The organism is Citrobacter sp. Cm038 (genome assembly GCF_030333105.1).
In the GTDB taxonomy this organism is placed as follows: domain Bacteria; phylum Pseudomonadota; class Gammaproteobacteria; order Enterobacterales; family Enterobacteriaceae; genus Citrobacter; species Citrobacter murliniae.
The window spans coordinates 1,091,930-1,111,213 of record NZ_JAOWGO010000016.1; the positions used below are offsets into that span (position 1 = coordinate 1,091,930).

A 19,284-nucleotide genomic window follows, 5' to 3' on the forward strand; every position below is an offset into this window, starting at 1 on the left:
AAAAGCACCGATGTGGTACTCTATACCTATCATCTAAAAGAGATTTAACCCGGCAGAGCACTGCCCTCCAATGCTATGACAGAACAACAGAAATTAACCTTCAACATGTTGCAGCAACAGCTGGATCCACTGATGCTGCGTGACAAACAGCGTTTTTCCCGCCGTCTGCATGGTGTGAAGAAGGTTAAAAATCCTGATGCACAACAGGCCATTTACCAGGAGATGGCGAAAGAGATTGAGCTGGCAGCAGGTAAGGTTGTGTTGCGTGAAGCGGCACGGCCGGATATTACTTACCCGGAAAACCTGCCTGTCAGCCAGAAAAAACAGGATATCCTGGAAGCCATTCGCGACCATCAGGTGGTGATTGTTGCTGGGGAGACGGGTTCCGGTAAAACCACTCAGTTGCCGAAAATCTGTATGGAACTGGGACGCGGAATTAAAGGGTTGATCGGTCATACCCAACCGCGTCGTCTGGCGGCGCGTACCGTGGCTAACCGTATTGCAGAAGAACTGCAGACGGAGCCCGGTGGTTGTATCGGCTATAAAGTTCGTTTCAGCGATCATGTTAGTGATAACACCATGGTCAAGCTGATGACGGACGGTATTCTGCTGGCGGAAATCCAGCAGGACCGCATGCTGATGCAGTACGACACCATCATTATCGATGAAGCTCATGAACGCAGCCTGAATATCGACTTTCTGCTCGGTTATCTGAAAGAGTTGCTGCCACGTCGTCCGGATCTGAAAATTATCATCACTTCTGCGACTATCGATCCTGAACGCTTCTCACGCCATTTTAACAATGCGCCCATTATTGAAGTTTCGGGTCGTACATATCCGGTGGAAGTACGCTATCGCCCGATTGTGGAAGATGCGGATGACACAGAACGCGATCAACTGCAGGCGATTTTTGACGCCGTGGATGAACTGGGACGCGAAAGTCAGGGCGACATTTTGATCTTCATGAGCGGAGAGCGCGAAATTCGCGACACAGCTGATGCGCTGAATAAGCTGGGTTTACGCCATACTGAGGTGCTACCGCTTTATGCACGTTTGTCTAACAGTGAACAGAACCGTGTTTTTCAGTCGCACAGTGGACGTCGCATTGTGCTGGCAACCAACGTGGCAGAGACCTCGCTGACCGTTCCGGGGATTAAATATGTTATAGATCCCGGTACCGCACGTATCAGTCGCTATAGCTACCGTACTAAAGTCCAGCGTTTGCCGATTGAACCCGTGTCGCAGGCCTCTGCTAACCAGCGTAAAGGGCGCTGTGGTCGCGTATCAGAAGGGATCTGTATTCGTCTCTATTCCGAAGACGATTTCCTGTCGCGCCCGGAATTTACCGACCCGGAAATTCTGCGTACTAACCTGGCGTCCGTTATTCTGCAAATGACTGCGCTTGGGCTTGGTGATATTGCAGCATTCCCGTTTGTCGAAGCGCCGGATAAACGCAATATTCAGGACGGCGTGCGTCTGCTGGAAGAACTGGGGGCGATCACTACCGATGAACAGCAAACTGCTTACAAGTTAACGCCTTTAGGCCGTCAGTTATCACAACTACCGGTAGATCCGCGTCTGGCTCGTATGGTGCTGGAAGCGCAGAAGCATGGTTGCGTGCGAGAGGCAATGATCATTACCTCGGCGCTGTCCATTCAGGATCCGCGAGAGCGTCCGATGGACAAACAGCAGGCATCTGACGAAAAACACCGTCGCTTTCACGATAAAGAGTCCGATTTCCTCGCTTTTGTGAATCTGTGGAATTATATCGGTGAGCAGCAAAAAGCGCTGTCATCAAATCAGTTCCGTCGCCAGTGTAAGGTTGATTTCCTTAACTATCTGCGAGTGCGCGAGTGGCAGGATATTTACACTCAATTGCGTCAGGTGGTGAAAGAGCTGGGGATCCCGGTCAATAGTGAGCCAGCAGAATACCGTGAGATCCACGTTGCATTGTTGACTGGGTTACTGTCGCATATCGGGATGAAAGATGCCGATAAACAAGAGTTTACCGGCGCGCGTAACGCCCGTTTTTCAATCTTCCCTGGATCCGGTTTATTTAAAAAGCCGCCGAAGTGGACAATGGTGGCGGAGCTGGTGGAAACCAGCAGATTGTGGGGACGCATTGCCGCACGTATCGATCCGGAATGGGTGGAACCCGTTGCTCAACATCTGATCAAACGTTCGTACAGTGAACCACACTGGGAGCGCGCGCAAGGTGCGGTCATGGCGACAGAAAAAGTCACCGTTTACGGCCTACCAATTGTTGCTGCCCGTAAGGTGAACTACAGCCAGATCGATCCCGCGCTGTCGCGTGAACTGTTTATCCGTCACGCGCTGGTGGAAGGTGACTGGCAGACACGCCATGCGTTTTTTAGGGACAACCTGAAACTACGTGCGGAAGTGGAAGAGTTAGAACACAAATCGCGCCGCCGCGATATCCTGGTCGATGACGAAACGCTGTTTGAATTTTATGACCAGCGTATCAGCCATGATGTGGTTTCTGCCCGTCATTTTGATAGCTGGTGGAAAAAGGTCAGCCGTGAAACGCCAGATCTGCTCAACTTTGAAAAGAGCATGCTCATCAAAGAGGGGGCGGAAAAAATCAGCAAGCTGGATTACCCGAATTTCTGGCATCAGGGTAATCTCAAACTGCGATTAAGCTATCAGTTCGAACCTGGAGCTGACGCCGACGGTGTGACCGTACATATCCCGCTACCGTTGCTGAACCAGGTGGATGAAAGCGGTTTTGAATGGCAAATCCCTGGGCTGCGCCGTGAATTAGTGATTGCACTGATTAAATCGTTGCCAAAACCAGTGCGCCGTAATTTTGTTCCTGCACCAAATTACGCTGAAGCTTTTTTAGGACGCGTCACGCCGCTCGAACTGCCACTGCTGGACTCACTGGAACGTGAACTGCGCCGGATGACCGGCGTCACCGTCGACCGTGACGACTGGCACTGGGATCAGGTCCCCGATCATCTGAAAATCACCTTCCGCGTGGTGGATGATAAAAACAAGAAACTGCAGGAAGGGCGCTCGCTTCAGGCGTTGAAAGATACGCTGAAAGGTAAAGTTCAGGAAACGCTGTCCGCAGTGGCAGATGATGGTATCGAACAGAGCGGGCTGCATATCTGGAGCTTCGGTCAACTCCCGGAAAGCTACGAGCAAAAACGCGGCAATTACAAAGTGAAAGCGTGGCCGGCGTTGGTGGACGAGCGGGACAGTGTTGCTATTAAGCTGTTTGATAATCCACTGGAACAACAGCAGGCGATGTGGTGCGGTTTACGCCGTCTGTTGCTGCTGAATATTCCATCGCCAATCAAATACCTGCACGAGAAGCTACCAAACAAAGCCAAACTGGGCCTGTATTTTAACCCGTACGGCAAAGTACTGGATTTGATAGATGACTGTATCTCCTGCGGTGTGGATAAACTGATAGATGCCAATGGCGGACCGGTGTGGACGGAAGAGGGCTTTACAGCACTGCATGAGAAAGTGCGGGCTGAACTGAACGATACCGTGGTGGAGATTGCCAAACAGGTCGAACAGATCCTGACGGCAGTCTTCAATATCAACAAACGTCTTAAAGGACGCGTGGATATGACCATGGCGTTGGGGCTTTCGGATATCAAAGCGCAAATGGGCGGACTGGTATATCGCGGATTTGTCACCGGTAATGGCTTCAAACGTCTTGGCGATACGCTGCGCTATTTACAAGCAATAGAGAAACGACTGGAAAAACTGGCCATCGATCCGCACCGCGATCGTGCGCAGATGCTGAAAGTGGACAGCGTGCAGCAGGCCTGGCAGCAGTGGTTCAATAAACTGCCACCTGCGCGCCGTGAAGATGATGATGTCAAAGAGATCCGCTGGATGATTGAAGAGTTGCGCGTCAGCTACTTTGCTCAGCAGCTTGGCACGCCGTACCCAATTTCAGATAAACGAATCCTGCAGGCCATGGATCAGATTACAGGCTAAAGCAGTGCCGGATGACGACGCTGACGCGTCTTCTCCGGCCTACAGGAACAAAGATCAGGAGCCATGAATATGAGACAGTTTCCGACACTTTCCGCTACCACCCTCAAGGCAATAAACACCGTGGGACAGTGGCTGGCGCAGAATGATTTCGGTGAAACAATCGCTGTTCAGTCGGATTGCGTAATTCTGGCGGGAAACGCGGTGATCCCAACCATCGACGCGGCTTGTCGTATAGCGAAAGAACAGCAGGTTCCCTTGCTGATCAGCGGTGGTATCGGACATTCCACGACTTTTTTGTATAACGCTATTATTCAACACCCACGCTACAACATCATTCGCACTACCGGACGCGCGGAAGCGGCAATTCTTGCCGATATCGCCCACCAGTTCTGGCAAATTCCGGGGGAAAAAATCTGGGTAGAAGACCAGTCCACAAACAGTGGTGAGAACGCCAGATTTAGCTGTGCGTTACTGCGTCAGGCCACAGAAACCGTTCGTTCTGTCATCGTAGTACAGGACCCAACCATGCAACGCCGCACAATGGCAACGTTTCATCGTGTAACGCGAGATGATCCACATGCACCAAGCTGGTTAAGTTTTCCAGGTTTTGTGCCTGAATTGACTCAGCAGGAGAGTGGTGTGGAATTTGCTCAGGCCACTGATGGTCTCTGGTCGGTCGAACGCTATCTTTCACTGATTATCGGTGAACTTCCTCGTCTGCGCGATGATGAAACCGGCTATGGTCCCCGTGGTCGTGATTTTATTGAGCATGTTGAAATTCCGCAGAATATTGAGGACGCGTGGCAACATCTACAAAACGACGCCGCTATGATTGACTTACTGGAGAGTCGATCTCTGTGATATCCGCTGCCCGTTTGTGGGAACTTTTACGCAAACGGGCATAAATCCCGCCCGTATTTTCTCTTCGTGACCACTTTCCCTGACACTTTTATGAAGCGGTTCACAGAACCAATATTACAGCGGCAATGTGCCATGCATGATTGATATTAATTAACAATAGTTTTACTTGTTAAAAACAAATCAATCACAGGAGAAACGCATGTCAGTACCCGTACAACATCCTATGTATATCGATGGGCAGTTTGTGACCTGGCACGACGACGCCTGGATTGATGTTATCAATCCAGCAACCGAAGAGGTTATCTCCCGAATTCCCGATGGTCGTGCCGAAGATGCACGTAAAGCGATTGATGCCGCACATCGCGCTCAGCCGGAATGGGAAGCGCTACCTGCCATTGAACGCGCAAACTGGTTACGCAAAATTTCTGCCGGTATTCGGGAGCGTGCCAGCGAAATCAGTGCTTTGATTGTGGCTGAAGGCGGAAAAATCCAACAACTGGCTGATGTTGAGGTCTCTTTCACCGCAGACTATATCGATTACATGGCGGAGTGGGCGCGCCGTTATGAAGGCGAGATCCTGCAAAGTGACCGCCCGGGTGAAAACATCCTGCTGTTTAAGCGTGCGCTCGGCGTGACGACTGGCATCCTACCGTGGAACTTCCCATTTTTCCTTATTGCTCGCAAGCTGGCACCCGCATTGCTGACGGGTAATACCATTGTGATTAAACCGAGTGAGTTTACGCCAAATAATGCGATCGCATTCGCTAAAATCGTGGATGACATCGGCCTGCCACGCGGGGTATTTAACCTGGTACTTGGACGTGGCGAAACGGTAGGTCAGGAGCTTGCCGGAAACCCGAAAGTGGCAATGGTGAGCATGACCGGCAGTGTGGTTGCTGGTGAGAAAATCATGGCGGCGGCGGCGAAAAACATTACCAAAGTTTGTCTGGAGCTGGGCGGGAAGGCGCCGGCTATCGTGATGGATGATGCCGATCTCGAACTGGCGGTGAAAGCCATTGTTGACTCACGGGTAATTAACACCGGACAGGTGTGCAACTGCGCTGAACGTGTGTACGTGCAAAAAGGTGTTTATGACCAGTTTGTCAATCGTCTGGGTGAGGCGATGAAAGCGGTTCAGTACGGTAATCCTGCTGAGCGCAATGATATTGCCATGGGACCGCTGATTAACGCCGCGGCGCTGGCGCGTGTGGAACAAAAAGTGGCACGCGCGGTTCAAGAAGGTGCACGCGTGGTGCTTGGTGGCAAAGCAGAGGCAGGAAAGGGATATTATTATCCGCCGACCTTACTGCTGGATGTGCGCCAGGAGATGGCAATTATGCACGAAGAGACATTTGGTCCGGTATTGCCTGTGGTGTCATTTAATTCGCTGGAAGAGGCGCTTACGATGGCCAACGACAGCGACTACGGACTGACCTCATCGATTTATACGCAAAATCTGAATACGGCAATGAAGGCAATTAAAGGCCTGAAATTTGGTGAGACGTATATTAATCGTGAAAACTTCGAGGCGATGCAGGGCTTCCATGCCGGCTGGCGCAAATCCGGAATTGGCGGGGCAGACGGCAAACACGGCCTGAACGAATATCTGCAAACTCAGGTTGTTTATCTGCAGTCCTGATATCGATGCCGGGTGAGCAGGGGTGCCACCCGGCATCTGCTAACGTATTAAAGCTTGATGAGTTTTTCCAGCGTGCGAACCAGTTGGGTCACAAAACCGTATTCGTTGTCGTACCAGGCGACGGTTTTGACCAGTTGCAGATCGCCAACTTCAGTAATCTCCGTTTGTGTGGCATCAAATACCGAACCGAAATGTGATCCAATGACATCTGATGAGACAATCTCTTCATCGGTGTAGCCGAACGACTCATTATTCAGCGTCGCCTTCTTCAGCGCATTATTGACATCTTCGGTGGTCACTTTTTTGCCCAACACCGAAACCAGCTCCGTAACAGAACCGGTCTTCACCGGAACGCGCTGGGCGTGTCCTTTCAATTTTCCGCTCAATGCTGGAATAACCAGACCAATCGCTTTCGCCGCACCGGTGGTATGCGGAATGATGTTCTCTGCCGCCGCCCGTGAAGCGCGTAAATCTTTGCCTCGCGGACCGTCAACCAGCGACTGTGTTCCCGTATACGCGTGGATGGTGGTCATAGTACCAAGCTGAATACCGAAGTTATCGTGCAATGCTTTCGCCATAGGCGCCAGACAGTTAGTGGTACAGGATGCGACCGAGATAATCTGATCGTTAGCATCCAGAGTGTCGTCATTGACGTTAAAGACAATAGTCTTCATGTCACCAGCAGGGGCGGAGATCAATACTTTCCTGGCACCTGCATCCAGGTGGGCGTTGGCTTTTTCCGTTGAAGTATAAAAACCAGTACACTCGATGACAATTTCCGCACCTGTGGTTTTCCACGGAATATTTTTGGCCTCTTTTTCTGCGTAAACGGCGATTTTTTTGCCATCTACAATAAGCGCATCTTCAGTAAAGTCGACGCTCCAGGGGAACGGACCGTAGTTTGAGTCGTGTTTTAGCAGGTAGGCGAGAATTTTCGGTGAGGTCAGATCGTTAATGGCAACGACGTCAACGCTGCTTTTGACTTCCAGTAGCCGACGCAATACCAGACGACCGATACGACCAAAACCGTTAATGCCAATTTTACTCATGGTTTTCTCCTGTCAGGGTGAAGCGGTACCACATATTTTCCCTACCAGGCATAGACCAGTCAGCCGCCAGGGGCAATGCCTGTTTTTGCGGTTAAGCGTAACTGACTGAAAATGAGCGAACAAAAGTTAATGAATTTTTAACAAAAGCTGGTTATGTTGACGCATCATTGTTTTTACTCAGGAAGTGTTATGGGGAATAAGTATTCTGGCCTACAGATTGGTATCCACTGGCTGGTCTTTTTGTTGGTGATCGCGACCTACTGTGCGATGGAACTGCGTGGATTTGCGCCTCGCAGCTATCGTCCCTGGTTCAACATGGTGCATGTTTCCTGTGGTATCACGATTTTAGTGCTGATGGTGGCGCGTTTGTTGGTCAGGCTTAAGTACCCGGCACCGCCAATTGTGCCAAAGCCTAAACCGATGATGACCGGAATGGCGCATCTTGGACATTTGATTATCTATTTGCTGTTTATCGTATTGCCAGTTATTGGTCTGGTGATGATGTACAACCGGGGGAATCCGTGGATAGCGTTCGGCATTGTCATGCCGCATGCGGCAGAAGCCAACTTCGATATGGTCGATATGCTGAAGTCCTGGCACGTGACGCTGGCAAAGTTGGGTTATTTTGTTATAGGCCTGCATGCAGCAGCAGCCCTGATGCATCACTATTTCTGGAAGGATAACACGCTATTGCGGATGATGCCGCGTAAGCGCTCATAACGCATATTTCCTTCGTCCCGCATAATGCGGGACGTTTGCTTTCTACCAGCCAATATAAATACTTTTATTGTTCTCATTCTAAATATATCAATAAAATCATACACCACTCCAATTTGCTTCATATGCTCGTAGTGAAGTGGGGCCAGGCATTTTTTTAGAGTCACACACTATCCGCGATAATCCATTTCATTATAAATCTATGACGATTACGCATTTAATATACTTATCACAACCTTAAGAAAAATTATATTTGAGATAGGCATTCATAATTAAATAAACTAAATCAATACGTTACAGTGAATTTTAAGATTATCTATCTTATTTAAGATCGTTCTTTATGTTATTTGAGAAAATAAAGGTTTTATTTGCCAAGATAATTCTTAAACTACCAATTATCGTAGGGCTACTCCTATGGTGCCATAAGACCTTACTGACCTCTTTACTGCCGCAAATAAATATCCTGCTTTCAATTGTAGGGGATATTGCATGCATGGTCAGGATGTCAGTGTATTTTTATTTAAGGATAGACAATATGAAAATCAATACCTCCCATGCCAGCCATATATTTGTTGCCGGTAGCCTTGCATTGTTACTTGCTCAGACGGCGGCTCATGCTGATTCAGCTAATACCATCACTTTTAAAGGTGAAGTGACCGAGCAAACTTGCGAAGTCACCGTTAACGGTGTGAACGCACGCCCGGTGGTGTTACTGCCTACTGTAGCTAAAAGCGAGCTGACAAGCCTAGACTCTGTAGCGGGTCTGACAGCATTCACTCTGGGAGTGACCGGGTGTACCGCTGATACCGACGCACTGAATATCAAGACGGTATTCGTTGCCAATAATATGACCCAGCACGGTAACCTCGCCAATACCGGTACAGCGCAAGGTGTTGAACTGCAATTGATGACCGACAGTTTGGGTACAGCGGTCATTGATCTGCGAAATTCAACACCCGTTGACGGGATCACCGTTGCAGCAGGTAATACTACCGGTGAACACGACTATGCCGTGCAGTATTACAGCCCAAATGGCAATGCGAACGCTGGTACGGTCATCGGTACCGTACAGTACGCAGTCTCTTACCTGTAAGAGAGCTCTGGGTGATGAAAGGATTGGCTATAGTTTTGGCCGGAATACTGATGTGCGCCAGCACACAGGCAAGCGTCGTCATGACAGGCAGTCGGATTATCTATCCGGTTGACAGCCGGGAAGCCAGCGTACAGCTGACCAACCGCGATGATTTCCCCAGCGTGGTACAGGTCTGGCTGGATGATGGTAACCCTCAATCAGTCCCACAAACCGCCAATGCTCCTTTTATCACCACGCCGCCAGTCTTCCGACTGGCGGCTCAGGCTGGGCAAACCGTGCGACTGCGATATGTTGGAAAACCGGTGGTACAGGACAGAGAGACGTTGTGGTGGTTTAACTTCATTCAGATCCCGCCAACGGAAAAGGGCGCTCAAGCAGACAATCAACTGATGGTACTGGTACGCAGCCGCGTAAAAGTGCTGATGAGACCAAAAGGGCTGGTGGGCTCACCGCTGGAGATGGCAATGACTAGCCGTGTCTGGCTACAGGACGGCAAACTGTTTTTGCGTAATAACAGTGGTTATTACCTTGCGCTTTCCTCGCTTGACGTCAACGGGGCGGGTAAAAAGCAGCGTATTCAGAGCGAAACGGTAGCCCCGTGGACGACCGTATCATGGCCTGCGAAAGTGTCGCTTTTGGGTGAGGCGCAGATGCGCTGGATTAACGATCAGGGCGCAACGTTAAGCGGACGTGTGACGGTGGAGAATCCGGATAATGTCCGCTATTAATCCACATTGGTGTTGGCTGCTACTTTCCGGCGTCACGCCCGTTCTGGCGAACGTTTACACTTTCGACGAGGCACTACTGCTCGGAAGTGGTTACGAGAAAGGACTGGCACAGTTCAACGATCAGGATGCCGTTGCCGCCGGGCGTTACAGTGTGGATATCTGGCTGAACGGAAAGTACATAGGCCGGGATGATGTGCTGTTTCGCCCGAACACCGAAGGACGTATTGCGCCTTGTTTACCCGTTAAATTCTGGGATGAGCAGGGGGTTACGGCGTCGATGGAAGCATTGCCAGATGCTTGTCTTGAGCCGGAAACGCGTATTAGCGGTGGGCTGTGGAATTTCGACCAGGGCCTGCTGCGTTTGAATCTCAGCGTTCCACAGGCAGCTCTTAAACGAACACCGCTGGATTATGTACCTCCTTCGCAGTGGCAGAGTGGCGAAAGTGCGTTGTTCAGCAACTATAACCTGCACGTCTATCACAACAAAAGCGGCGGGCAGCAAAGTGATTACGGCTGGCTGGGACTGAGCAGTGGCTTCAATATTGGCAGCTGGCAGTTTCGCCAGCAGTCCTCCGCTAACTGGCGGCGCGATGACTATCGAGAAACTCAACGCTGGGATGCGCTGCAAACCTGGCTACAGCACCCGATCGCAAAACTGGAAAGCGTACTTACCGCAGGTGAAAGCTACACGTCAGGCAATTTACTTGGCAGCATGGCGTTTACCGGAATCAAACTGGAAACCGATCAACGGATGTGGCCTCAGTCGCGGCGCGGCTACGCGCCAGAAATCCGCGGTACGGCATCAACGCCTTCACGTGTAGCAGTCAAACAAAATGGTCGCACTCTTTATGAAACCAGCGTGCCGCAGGGACCTTTTGTGCTCGACGACTTGCCAAATACTGCCTGGGATGGAGATTTAGAAGTTGAAATCACCGGCGCAGACGGCAAAAAAAGTGGCTACACCGTACCGTACGCCAGCGTGCCTTTGTCGCTGCGGCCCGGAGTCTGGCGCTACGGTCTGGTAGCAGGCAAAACCCGAGATTACGGCACAGCCGACGCTCCGTTTGCCGATTTTACGTTGGAACGTGGAATGAGCAATTTACTGACTGCGAACGCTGCCTTGCGTATCGGTGATGATTATCAGGCGTTGGTGATGGGCGGTGTGGTGGCGACCACTATGGGCGCTTTTGGCGTCGATATTACTGGATCGCGGGCGCACATGGCATCTCAGTCCCTGAGCGGCTGGCGTCTGCAAACCAACTGGAGCAAAACATTTAGTCCGACGGGTACGCACGTAGCGCTGGCAGGTTATCGCTATTCCACGGAAGGCTATCGTGATTACGGGGATGTACTGGGCGAACGAAGCGTTACCGAAGGCGATACAGCATGGCGTTCGGACACACTACGCCAGCGTAACCAGTTTACCGCCACCATAAACCAGACGCTGGGTGGTTACGGAAATCTGTGGTGTTCCGGATCGATGATGGACTACTACGACGACCGAGGGAACAGCACTCAGTTGCAGGCCGGGTATAACACCACCCTCGGGCGCGTGGCGCTTGGCGTCTCCTTCAGTCGGCAAAACACCTGGTGGCGTAACGGAGACAGCACACAGGCGCAAAAAGAGAATGTCGCAACGTTCACATTCTCGATGCCACTCAGCTTTGGAGAGCGCGAGCACACGGTGGCATTGTCCGCAAGTCAGGGTCAGCAGGCCGGGCGCAATGCGCAGGTGTCACTGTCCGGTGCACTCGATAGCGCGGAGACGGTCAATTACGCGCTGTCCACGGGCTGGCAGCAGGCTAAAGATGAGTCCAGCGCTGTGACCGACTGGAGCGGATCGCTACAAAAAAATACCGCATTCGGCACGCTGAATGGCAGTGTTTCACAGGCACAGAACTATCAGCAGTGGACTGCTGGCGTACGTGGTGCGGTAGTCGTGCATCGCCATGGCGTCGTCGCAGGGCCGTGGGTGGGCGACACCTTTGCTTTGGTGGAAGCGCCTGGAGCGGCAGGTGCCAGAGTCGGTGGAGGACAGGGAGCGATAGTCAATCGTGGCGGTTACGCACTGGTGCCGTCGTTAACACCTTACCGCTATAACAATGTGACTATCGACAGTAGCGAAATGGATAACCATGTTGAGCTACAGGAGAGCCAGCGTCGTATCGCTCCAATGGCCGGAGCGGCAGTAAAACTGCGTTTTGCGACGCTTTCTGGTTACCCACTACTCATTACTGTGAACGGCAAAGAGACACTCCCGGTGGGAGCATCCGTGACCGATGATCGGGGACGCATCGTGGGTATGGTGGCTCAGGGAAATCAGGTGTATGCCCGTGTGGAAGGTGAACAGGGACTACTGACAATCGAAGGCAGTGATTGCTCGCTGCCATGGATACTTAACGAGCAACAGCGCACCGAACCGCTGATTGCATTAACTCAGGCCTGCAAGGAAAAAGGACAGTTATGAAACTATTTATCCTGCTGTTAGCTCTGCTTTCCTCTGGAGTGCAGGCCGCATGCGAACCTATCATTTACCCGTACAAATCAGGAAGTAACAGTGCTCTTGGATCGTACCGCCTGAGTGCCGCAACGGATGGTATCGCCAATGACTGGCGATCTGGCGGCGGAAACGATGCCTGGAACGGCCTGCTACCGGGCCTGAGTAAGTCTGTTGATATCACCAGCAATTCAGGTTTTCAGCCTGCAGGTACGATCCTGACATCAAGCGGTGGTATCCCGTTTACGACCTATGCGCACAAGGGGGGAGGGTACGATCCGGAACAGGTCTTTTTCCGCTGTACCCCGGATACCGGCGGACAGCTGTATGAAGCCTGGTCAACTAACGGCGATGATCATTACGGCGGGTGGCATGAAGCGACGGATGTACCGGGTGCTTATTTAACATTGATGAAAAATGTGGCTCTGCGCCTGACCCATGACGCAACCGGCAGCATCTTTACCGACAGCTGGCAACAACGCCCACTGGAAAATTTGGATCTCGACACCAATGGTAATTTCCTGATTAAAGCGAAAAACTTCTCGACGATAAGCGCGGAGCTAATTAAAACTCTGGATATTCGTTACTTCTATAATCAGCAGCAATCCGCGACTTATGACAGCTATGTGAATCCCAACGCTTACGTGGTGTTTCGGGGGCCAGGAACAGCGTCCTGGGGTATTAAAATAGGGCAGCCTCACCGTAACAGCAACTGGGCGGGCTGGGCCTATGACTGGCCATCGGTTATAAGCCTTTACAATAACGGCATAACAATTAAACGTGCGGCAATGTGCCAGGTGACGGACTTTACTCCGGTGGTACATCTGCCGGTTATTTCCGTGGCCCAGCTCAAACGAGGGGAATATTCCTCTGCGCCATTCCAGATTGATTTTGCCTGTGAATCAACGGTGGTTTCGGGCATAGCAAAGGGAAAGAGTAATGTGGCGATGGGACTGCTCGCGCCGGAAAGCAGCGTCAATAGCGCCTGGAACTTTAATTTGATCACAGGCAAAACGGTAACCTGGTTGCTTGATACGCAATACGGTGCCGCCGGACGTGCCAGAGGTGTTGGTGTACGCGTTTACCGGGCAGGTAATCCGGTGAATTTTATGGCAGTGACAACTGCAGGCAGTGGCACCGAAGGTGGGTGGATGCCGGTTATTGGCAGTAATACACAGCAAAATGGAAGTCAGGATGGTGTGAATTACTACAGCGAAACCTTCGAAGCACGTCTTGCGAGTTTTGGTGCGGATACGTTAACGGCGGGGAGCTATCAGTCACATGTACAAGTTTTATTGCGTATTCAGTAGCATCTGGCTGTTTGTCCTTAGCGCGCAGGCCGCGGTTAATATCGGCACGACACGCGTGATTTTTAACCAGGGTGAAACGCAGCGCACGGTGATGCTGGTAAACGATGGTGATTATCCGGTGGTAGTGCAAAGTTGGGTGGATGACGGATCGCCCGAAAATGGTCCATCCCAAACGAACGCGCCTTTTGTTGTGCTTCCGCCGGTATTGAAAATTCAGCCAGGGGAACAGCGAGAACTGCGGATCATGACGACAGGTAGCGGGCTCGCAGGCGATCGCGAATCATTATTCTGGCTTAATGTTTATCAAATTCCGCCTGAGATGAAGGTCGCTCAGGCTGGTGAAAAAGTGCGATTAGCGCTTAGAAATCAGCTTAAAGTCCTATGGAGACCGAAAAATACAGGCGTGTTGACTGAAAAAACCATCAATCTTCTGAGCTTTCATTATGAAGCTGGGGAGATTTACGCTGTAAATGATAGTTCATGGAACATTACTCTGGCTAATGTATTATTAGGAGACTATTCCACAAGTGGAATAGTGGTTTCACCGCATTCCCGGCGCACGATTTTTAATTTAGCCACTGCGGAAATGAAGAATAATAAGATAAACTTTACGGTGATTAACGATGAAGGAAATCGTTGGGGATTTTCAGGTGTCGTGAATTAACACAGGATAAACTAATTTCAAATAAATTGACAAATAAATAACATTCAGGGATCATGATGGCAAAAGTTTTTTTGCTCAACGGTACCGTCGTATTCTGGCCAGAGCGTAACTTATTACACGCCAAATCAGATGAGACGAAACGTTTAACGCTAAATACCCCGGCAACTCGTTGTTTATCATTATTAATACAACGGCAGGGCCAGGTTATTGAACGCGATTATTTCTTTGAACATGTCTGGTTTATTAATGGTGCTCAGGTCACTAATAATACATTTTATCAGAACATCTCATTGCTACGTCGCGCTTTTAAAGAGCTTGGTCTGAATGAAGAACTGATCGTCACCGTACCGAGAGTAGGGATCCGTCTTGAGCCACAGTTGCAGGTGCTTGAGCAGGAGATGGACGATCTTCTCTGCGGCCCAATAATCTCGCCAGTCTCGACGCCAGAAGCAACACCAAAATCGCCACGCAAACATACACTCTGGTGGGTTCTGGCAGGTGTGCTCATTTGCTTTTTAGCCTCATTCGCAACCTGGCAAACACAATTTGATTCCCGGCTTAGCCGTTATATACCGCTGAGTATAGGGAAGGGATGTCACTGGTACGCGAATCCGGATGTACTAAAGTTTGACCAGCATCATCAATTTATACACACCAGTGCGCTGGACTGTCAGAGTCATCCCTGGATTTATCTAACTATGTATCCTCATTTTCCGCGGGTCTCTGCATTAACCTGTCGACAACAATATAGCCATTGGCGGGATAATGACTGTATTACATATTATTATTTCACGGAGTCCCGAAATGTGGGAGCATAATTTAAAATGGAGTCTTTGCATCATCTTAGCGATGGTAATGACGATCGTCGCTACGTTAATGCTCCAGAACTGGCAGCGCTCAAATTTCGATTGTTCCGGGGAATTAATGATGGAGTATCCCGATATTCGTGGTGATATTTCTGTGAGATACGTTTTTAATGGCGCCCGTGGCGTTGCTATTTTACGCGGAAAAATCACCGATAATAACGGGGAGATATTGGCAGTGAATCAGAATGTCTGGTTCAACTTCATCCGCAGAGAGGACGATTATTTCCTTGAATCTGAAAATGTAGCATCAAGCACAGGCAGCACAACGATTCATCCATTGCTGGAAAGAACGCTACCTAATTTTTATCTCAAGCCAAAAGAACCCTTTTATTTCAGCATATTAAGACTCAATAACAGCACATGGCATTTTTATACCAGCCGCTCACCATCTGTTTTTTGTCGCAAGTGAGGTAATGATCTCGGGCTGGGTATGTATAACATTTGCTATACATACCCCTTGTTAATGAAGTTGAAAACTTCTACATTCATCATGGTTTTAAACCATCACAAACGCACGAGTGAACACACTTTCTTAAGCCGCCATAGCAGATAACAATGAAATTAAAATTTCTATTCCCTACGTTCTTTTGTCTGACGATAAATGCATATGCGGCATCGCCGGTGTTATTCAATCCCGCAGTGCTTAATGCCGCACTGTTATTTAGTCACGATCCGAGCAGCGGGAAGGTCAAGCACAGCCTGCAATGGATCAGAAACAGTGCAGGGGAGTTACAGGCCATGACCGATGTCTGGTATGACCGTAATGGTTGTTTCACTCGTGTAAATATGGTCGATAAGATAAGTGGAAATGAGTTTCATATCGAAAACAATAATGGCAACCTGACCTCACGCAATGGTCAGCAAATCACTGGCAAGGTCAACCAGGATTGTCAGATCACTGCGCTAGAGAATGACCGTGGCAAATTCTTGCTGAGTTACAATTCACGTGGATTACTGGAGACAATGACTAACCGGGAAACCGGCGATGTGAGCAAAAGGTTCGAATACCGTTATGGTCAGTTTCCGGTACGCATTCGCGATTATCAAAAGCACACCGACAAAATTATCTCTTATCCAGCAGGAAATCCGCAGTTTCTCGATTTTGAATCATCGTTGAAGGTTAGGGGAACAACCGTCTGGTTAAAACAGAGTTGTAGCTACCAGCCCGATGGAAATGCCCGGCTTTGTTCAATCATCACCGCATATGATGATGACTATAGAGACGGGGCCACGGTGATGTTTACGAACCATCAGACTGAATATTACTGATCCAGAGTTTATCTGACTTGCCCAAAAATAAGTTGTTCCGGGAGAGACAAGACAAGGAACTGGCGCAGGCACTAGTACGTGCGGTCTGTGATATTGCATTTAACATAATATACATTCGGTAGAGCGATAACACGTAGTCCATAGATATTATGGGTGAATGTTATGGCTATATTGAGTGTGAAGTTAACCAAAACCAGCAACACACAGCATGTTGTTAATGCTTTACTCTTGATTTGTTGCCGAATGGGTGAGGGACGTAACACCGTTCATCTTTTCGGCGATGAAGTATCTGATATATCACCACGTCAAAATGTTCAGTCTTTACCTGAGCGCACAGCAAAAATCCTCTCCGAAATATCACGTCGCGGCCTGTTTTTTCACGTAGCGCCGCACGGAAAAATTCACGGCATTTTTATTGCCACACACCCTAAAAATCTAAGCCGAAACGCATAGGGGGCGCATCATGCGTGATTTCGCTCTGATTTTCCGGCATGCGTGGGAACTGGCAAGAAAGGGGGCTGAGATGTTTGGCGGCTCTGCGCGTGATTACTTTCGCGAGTCCCTTCTGCTGGCTTACAACCAGTTAAAACGCAATGTAACGGCAAAAGACCTCGTAAAAATTATGACTGGTCGCTACATGTCAATGAGTCAAATCCGAGAAGAAGTTAACGCCAAATTTAAAAAACAAACTGCAAAGAACATCGCCCGTAGAATTTGGAACATGTTTCGCTCTCCCTATGTGGAAATAGAGAAGATCAAATGTGAATCCACTGGAAAATATCTTTATCACCTGAAACATGCACAAAAAAACTTCTTTGTGAGTGGGGCAATTACTCGCGCCCTGAAATCAGCACGGCAAGAAAAGAAGAAGGCTATAAAACCGCGTCCAGCAATGTCAAAGGACGAAATTAACTCTTGTCGTATGGCTAACGCTTTTCATAAAGCGCTTTCAACCGGGATTTACATTCCACCTAACTTAATTTGAGAAAAACATGAGCAAAAGAACACAAATTATCCAGTTTAGGGCAGACGAAGAAACCTATAGTCGCGCTCAAGAGCGCGTTAAAAATGGTGGCCTACAACTGCCTGATGTGATGCGTGCTGCGCTTAAGTCTGTTGCCGATGCTGATGTTTCCTGCCTCGCTGATTTAATCAACGGCGCAACATCAGGGAGTGAGGATATTAATCAGGCATGGCTTTTTCAAAAGTGTCATGAACTTTTTGAATACCGTGATGGGCAGTTGTTCCGCAAATCCCGTAAAGGGATGGGTGAACAAGGTAATCCGGTATTTATCAGAGTACGGGAAGGGGAAGAACACGTATTAATTCAGGGCAGTCATTACCCATTGAAAGATATTGTGTGGCTGATGGAAAACGGAAGTATTGCCGGGGAAGTTGAATATAAAAACCCTCACAGGGTAAACATGAAGCACTCAATTGAAAACCTCATGATTAATCCTGTTAAGGAAAAAGAGATAACTCTGGTCAAATATTTAACTGGATCTGAAAAGATCAATGTTATCAAAGTTAAACAACGTGCGTTTATGTTTGACACTGGTAATGACGAAAACACTAAAAATGTAATAGAAAATTTAATTAACAGTGAAAAAACAATTCCATTACTTCTACGTGGTGAGGATGGCTGGGTTGCATCCAGAACGGCTATCCACGCCTTTAAATTGAGCGAAAACCAGTATGTGGTAAGCATTTCTTAAGGGGGTTTTATGTCCAATGAAACAGTAAAAAAGGTCATGGCAGAAAAGCGCCGTATGACCATAGGTCAATTAACAGACCTACTTGTTAGCGGTGCTTTACGCCGTGAATTAGGTATGGATAAAACAGAATTTGCAGGTTTGGTTAGCGCCATGCGCTCAACGATACGCCGGATTGAAGGGCTGGAAGCTACACCACGTATAGGGTTGATATTTAACACCGCTGCCGCTCTGCGCATTGGTATTGATTTTCCAATTATTGAAGAAAAGGCAAAGAGGTAGCAATGCGTCGTTACATCATTACGGATAAGGATATTTTTGATGCTTTTCAACGCTGGACAAGCCCTACGCTGAAAAACCAGAAGATGCATACCAGCTTCATTCGTGAGGCTGTGTGCCGCGCACATCCTGACAAGGTAATTCTCCAGTATGACATTCGCCAGAAGCTAAAAAATATGGCTTCGCGTGGATTGGTAGCTGAGGTTCATTTAAGTCCGAATGCAACAGCCTGGATGATTAATAAAGGTGATTTGAATGGACAAAATTAAGACCAAAAGAAGCGAACGCAGATTATCGCGTGACCTTATCGAAGAAGCGCTAAAGCTGGTGGCTGACCGCAGTGAGCGTGAAGGGGTGAGCAAGGATACGGCTAAACGTCATGCGTCAGCCATTCGCGGAGTAATTCCGGCGCTAGGTGTTGTTAAGAGCAAGGTTATTAAGCCGGGTGTATGGGTGGCACTGTATGCCCGTAGCGATTCAACATCAACGGTCATCAGCAATATGAAATTTACTGCCGTTATTTTTGAGTGGGCGGGGCAACAAAATTATGAGGATGCAGCGTTTTACGCTGTTATTGCGAATGCAATCCGTACAGCATTGGCAGTAAGGGGCGATAAATGAC

19 protein-coding genes are annotated in these 19,284 nt (G+C 49.1%); 18 read left to right on the forward strand and 1 reads right to left on the reverse strand.

Translation table 11 applies throughout. The features are described from left to right. The first annotated feature begins 75 nt into the window (after positions 1-75). From hrpA to aldA, 3 genes are all read left to right on the forward strand, one after another. Complete coding sequence (gene hrpA, locus OGY01_RS07515; protein WP_045442825.1) at positions 76-3,978, forward strand: ATP-dependent RNA helicase HrpA; 3,903 nt, start codon at positions 76-78, stop codon at positions 3,976-3,978. A gap of 63 nt (positions 3,979-4,041) precedes the next feature. Beyond that, on the forward strand, positions 4,042-4,839 hold the full coding sequence (locus OGY01_RS07520; RefSeq protein WP_286492755.1) for a YdcF family protein: 798 nt from the start codon (positions 4,042-4,044) through the stop codon (positions 4,837-4,839). Between the two features lie 199 nt (positions 4,840-5,038). After that, positions 5,039-6,478, forward strand: coding sequence for an aldehyde dehydrogenase (gene aldA, locus OGY01_RS07525; protein WP_286492756.1), 1,440 nt, complete (start codon positions 5,039-5,041; stop codon positions 6,476-6,478). Between the two features lie 47 nt (positions 6,479-6,525). On the opposite strand, the gene gap is transcribed toward aldA, so the two are convergent. Beyond that, positions 6,526-7,527 (reverse strand): type I glyceraldehyde-3-phosphate dehydrogenase, encoded by a 1,002-nt coding sequence (gene gap / locus OGY01_RS07530; protein ID WP_045442819.1) that lies wholly within the window; start codon positions 7,525-7,527, stop codon positions 6,526-6,528. Between the two features lie 189 nt (positions 7,528-7,716). On the opposite strand from gap, the gene cybB reads away from it, so the two are divergent. From cybB to OGY01_RS07605, 15 genes are all read left to right on the forward strand, one after another. Further along, entirely contained in the window at positions 7,717-8,247 is a 531-nt protein-coding gene (gene cybB / locus OGY01_RS07535; RefSeq protein WP_200013197.1) for a cytochrome b561, read from the forward strand. Between the two features lie 532 nt (positions 8,248-8,779). Then, a complete protein-coding gene (locus OGY01_RS07540) occupies positions 8,780-9,337 on the forward strand; it encodes a fimbrial protein (RefSeq protein ID WP_286492757.1) in 558 nt (185 codons plus the stop codon). A 50-nt stretch (positions 9,338-9,387) separates the two neighbouring features. Next, positions 9,388-10,065 carry a fimbrial biogenesis chaperone gene (locus OGY01_RS07545; RefSeq protein WP_233617222.1) on the forward strand — a complete coding sequence of 226 codons (678 nt, stop codon included), beginning with the start codon at positions 9,388-9,390 and terminating at the stop codon, positions 10,063-10,065. Further along, on the forward strand, positions 10,052-12,532 hold the full coding sequence (locus OGY01_RS07550) for a fimbria/pilus outer membrane usher protein (RefSeq protein ID WP_286492758.1): 2,481 nt from the start codon (positions 10,052-10,054) through the stop codon (positions 12,530-12,532). Before OGY01_RS07545 ends, OGY01_RS07550 begins: the two co-directional genes overlap by 14 nt. Further along, positions 12,529-13,872 (forward strand): fimbrial protein, encoded by a 1,344-nt coding sequence (locus tag OGY01_RS07555; protein ID WP_286492761.1) that lies wholly within the window; start codon positions 12,529-12,531, stop codon positions 13,870-13,872. The genes OGY01_RS07550 and OGY01_RS07555 overlap by 4 nt, the downstream gene beginning before the upstream one ends. Next, the gene (locus tag OGY01_RS07560; RefSeq protein WP_045442804.1) at positions 13,844-14,536 is read left to right on the forward strand and encodes a fimbrial biogenesis chaperone; all 693 of its coding nucleotides are present in this window, start codon (positions 13,844-13,846) and stop codon (positions 14,534-14,536) included. The genes OGY01_RS07555 and OGY01_RS07560 overlap by 29 nt, the downstream gene beginning before the upstream one ends. 53 nt (positions 14,537-14,589) lie before the next feature. Then, positions 14,590-15,354, forward strand: a complete 765-nt coding sequence (locus OGY01_RS07565) for a winged helix-turn-helix domain-containing protein (protein WP_233633575.1) — start codon at positions 14,590-14,592, stop codon at positions 15,352-15,354. Next, positions 15,341-15,811 (forward strand): YqeJ family protein, encoded by a 471-nt coding sequence (locus OGY01_RS07570; RefSeq protein WP_225760912.1) that lies wholly within the window; start codon positions 15,341-15,343, stop codon positions 15,809-15,811. Before OGY01_RS07565 ends, OGY01_RS07570 begins: the two co-directional genes overlap by 14 nt. Before the next feature lie 146 nt (positions 15,812-15,957). Continuing rightward, positions 15,958-16,671, forward strand: a complete 714-nt coding sequence (locus OGY01_RS07575) for a YnfC family lipoprotein (protein ID WP_286492762.1) — start codon at positions 15,958-15,960, stop codon at positions 16,669-16,671. A 162-nt stretch (positions 16,672-16,833) separates the two neighbouring features. Further along, complete coding sequence (locus OGY01_RS07580; RefSeq protein WP_191221136.1) at positions 16,834-17,124, forward strand: hypothetical protein; 291 nt, start codon at positions 16,834-16,836, stop codon at positions 17,122-17,124. 10 nt (positions 17,125-17,134) lie between these two features. Continuing rightward, positions 17,135-17,656 (forward strand): hypothetical protein, encoded by a 522-nt coding sequence (locus OGY01_RS07585; protein ID WP_171845705.1) that lies wholly within the window; start codon positions 17,135-17,137, stop codon positions 17,654-17,656. Positions 17,657-17,663: 7 nt separating this feature from the next. Then, positions 17,664-18,386, forward strand: coding sequence for a hypothetical protein (locus OGY01_RS07590; RefSeq protein ID WP_286492764.1), 723 nt, complete (start codon positions 17,664-17,666; stop codon positions 18,384-18,386). Positions 18,387-18,395: 9 nt separating this feature from the next. Next, the gene (locus OGY01_RS07595; RefSeq protein ID WP_286492766.1) at positions 18,396-18,665 is read left to right on the forward strand and encodes a helix-turn-helix domain-containing protein; all 270 of its coding nucleotides are present in this window, start codon (positions 18,396-18,398) and stop codon (positions 18,663-18,665) included. A gap of 2 nt (positions 18,666-18,667) precedes the next feature. Further along, complete coding sequence (locus tag OGY01_RS07600; protein WP_286492768.1) at positions 18,668-18,931, forward strand: hypothetical protein; 264 nt, start codon at positions 18,668-18,670, stop codon at positions 18,929-18,931. Beyond that, the gene (locus OGY01_RS07605; RefSeq protein WP_286492770.1) at positions 18,918-19,283 is read left to right on the forward strand and encodes a hypothetical protein; all 366 of its coding nucleotides are present in this window, start codon (positions 18,918-18,920) and stop codon (positions 19,281-19,283) included. Before OGY01_RS07600 ends, OGY01_RS07605 begins: the two co-directional genes overlap by 14 nt. Position 19,284 lies beyond the last annotated feature (1 nt).

Coding starts and splice junctions, on each gene's coding strand:
- OGY01_RS07565 (WP_233633575.1), top strand. CDS start 14,590: ATGATGGCAAAAGTTTTTTTGCTCAACGGTACCGTCGTATTCTGGCCA.
- OGY01_RS07590 (WP_286492764.1), top strand. CDS start 17,664: ATGAGCAAAAGAACACAAATTATCCAGTTTAGGGCAGACGAAGAAACC.
- OGY01_RS07555 (WP_286492761.1), top strand. CDS start 12,529: ATGAAACTATTTATCCTGCTGTTAGCTCTGCTTTCCTCTGGAGTGCAG.
- OGY01_RS07540 (WP_286492757.1), top strand. CDS start 8,780: ATGAAAATCAATACCTCCCATGCCAGCCATATATTTGTTGCCGGTAGC.
- OGY01_RS07570 (WP_225760912.1), top strand. CDS start 15,341: ATGTGGGAGCATAATTTAAAATGGAGTCTTTGCATCATCTTAGCGATG.
- OGY01_RS07550 (WP_286492758.1), top strand. CDS start 10,052: ATGTCCGCTATTAATCCACATTGGTGTTGGCTGCTACTTTCCGGCGTC.
- OGY01_RS07560 (WP_045442804.1), top strand. CDS start 13,844: ATGTACAAGTTTTATTGCGTATTCAGTAGCATCTGGCTGTTTGTCCTT.
- gap (WP_045442819.1), bottom strand. CDS start 7,527: ATGAGTAAAATTGGCATTAACGGTTTTGGTCGTATCGGTCGTCTGGTA.
- hrpA (WP_045442825.1), top strand. CDS start 76: ATGACAGAACAACAGAAATTAACCTTCAACATGTTGCAGCAACAGCTG.
- OGY01_RS07580 (WP_191221136.1), top strand. CDS start 16,834: ATGGCTATATTGAGTGTGAAGTTAACCAAAACCAGCAACACACAGCAT.
- OGY01_RS07520 (WP_286492755.1), top strand. CDS start 4,042: ATGAATATGAGACAGTTTCCGACACTTTCCGCTACCACCCTCAAGGCA.
- OGY01_RS07600 (WP_286492768.1), top strand. CDS start 18,668: ATGCGTCGTTACATCATTACGGATAAGGATATTTTTGATGCTTTTCAA.
- OGY01_RS07545 (WP_233617222.1), top strand. CDS start 9,388: ATGTGCGCCAGCACACAGGCAAGCGTCGTCATGACAGGCAGTCGGATT.
- OGY01_RS07595 (WP_286492766.1), top strand. CDS start 18,396: ATGTCCAATGAAACAGTAAAAAAGGTCATGGCAGAAAAGCGCCGTATG.
- OGY01_RS07575 (WP_286492762.1), top strand. CDS start 15,958: ATGAAATTAAAATTTCTATTCCCTACGTTCTTTTGTCTGACGATAAAT.
- OGY01_RS07605 (WP_286492770.1), top strand. CDS start 18,918: ATGGACAAAATTAAGACCAAAAGAAGCGAACGCAGATTATCGCGTGAC.
- aldA (WP_286492756.1), top strand. CDS start 5,039: ATGTCAGTACCCGTACAACATCCTATGTATATCGATGGGCAGTTTGTG.
- cybB (WP_200013197.1), top strand. CDS start 7,717: ATGGGGAATAAGTATTCTGGCCTACAGATTGGTATCCACTGGCTGGTC.
- OGY01_RS07585 (WP_171845705.1), top strand. CDS start 17,135: ATGCGTGATTTCGCTCTGATTTTCCGGCATGCGTGGGAACTGGCAAGA.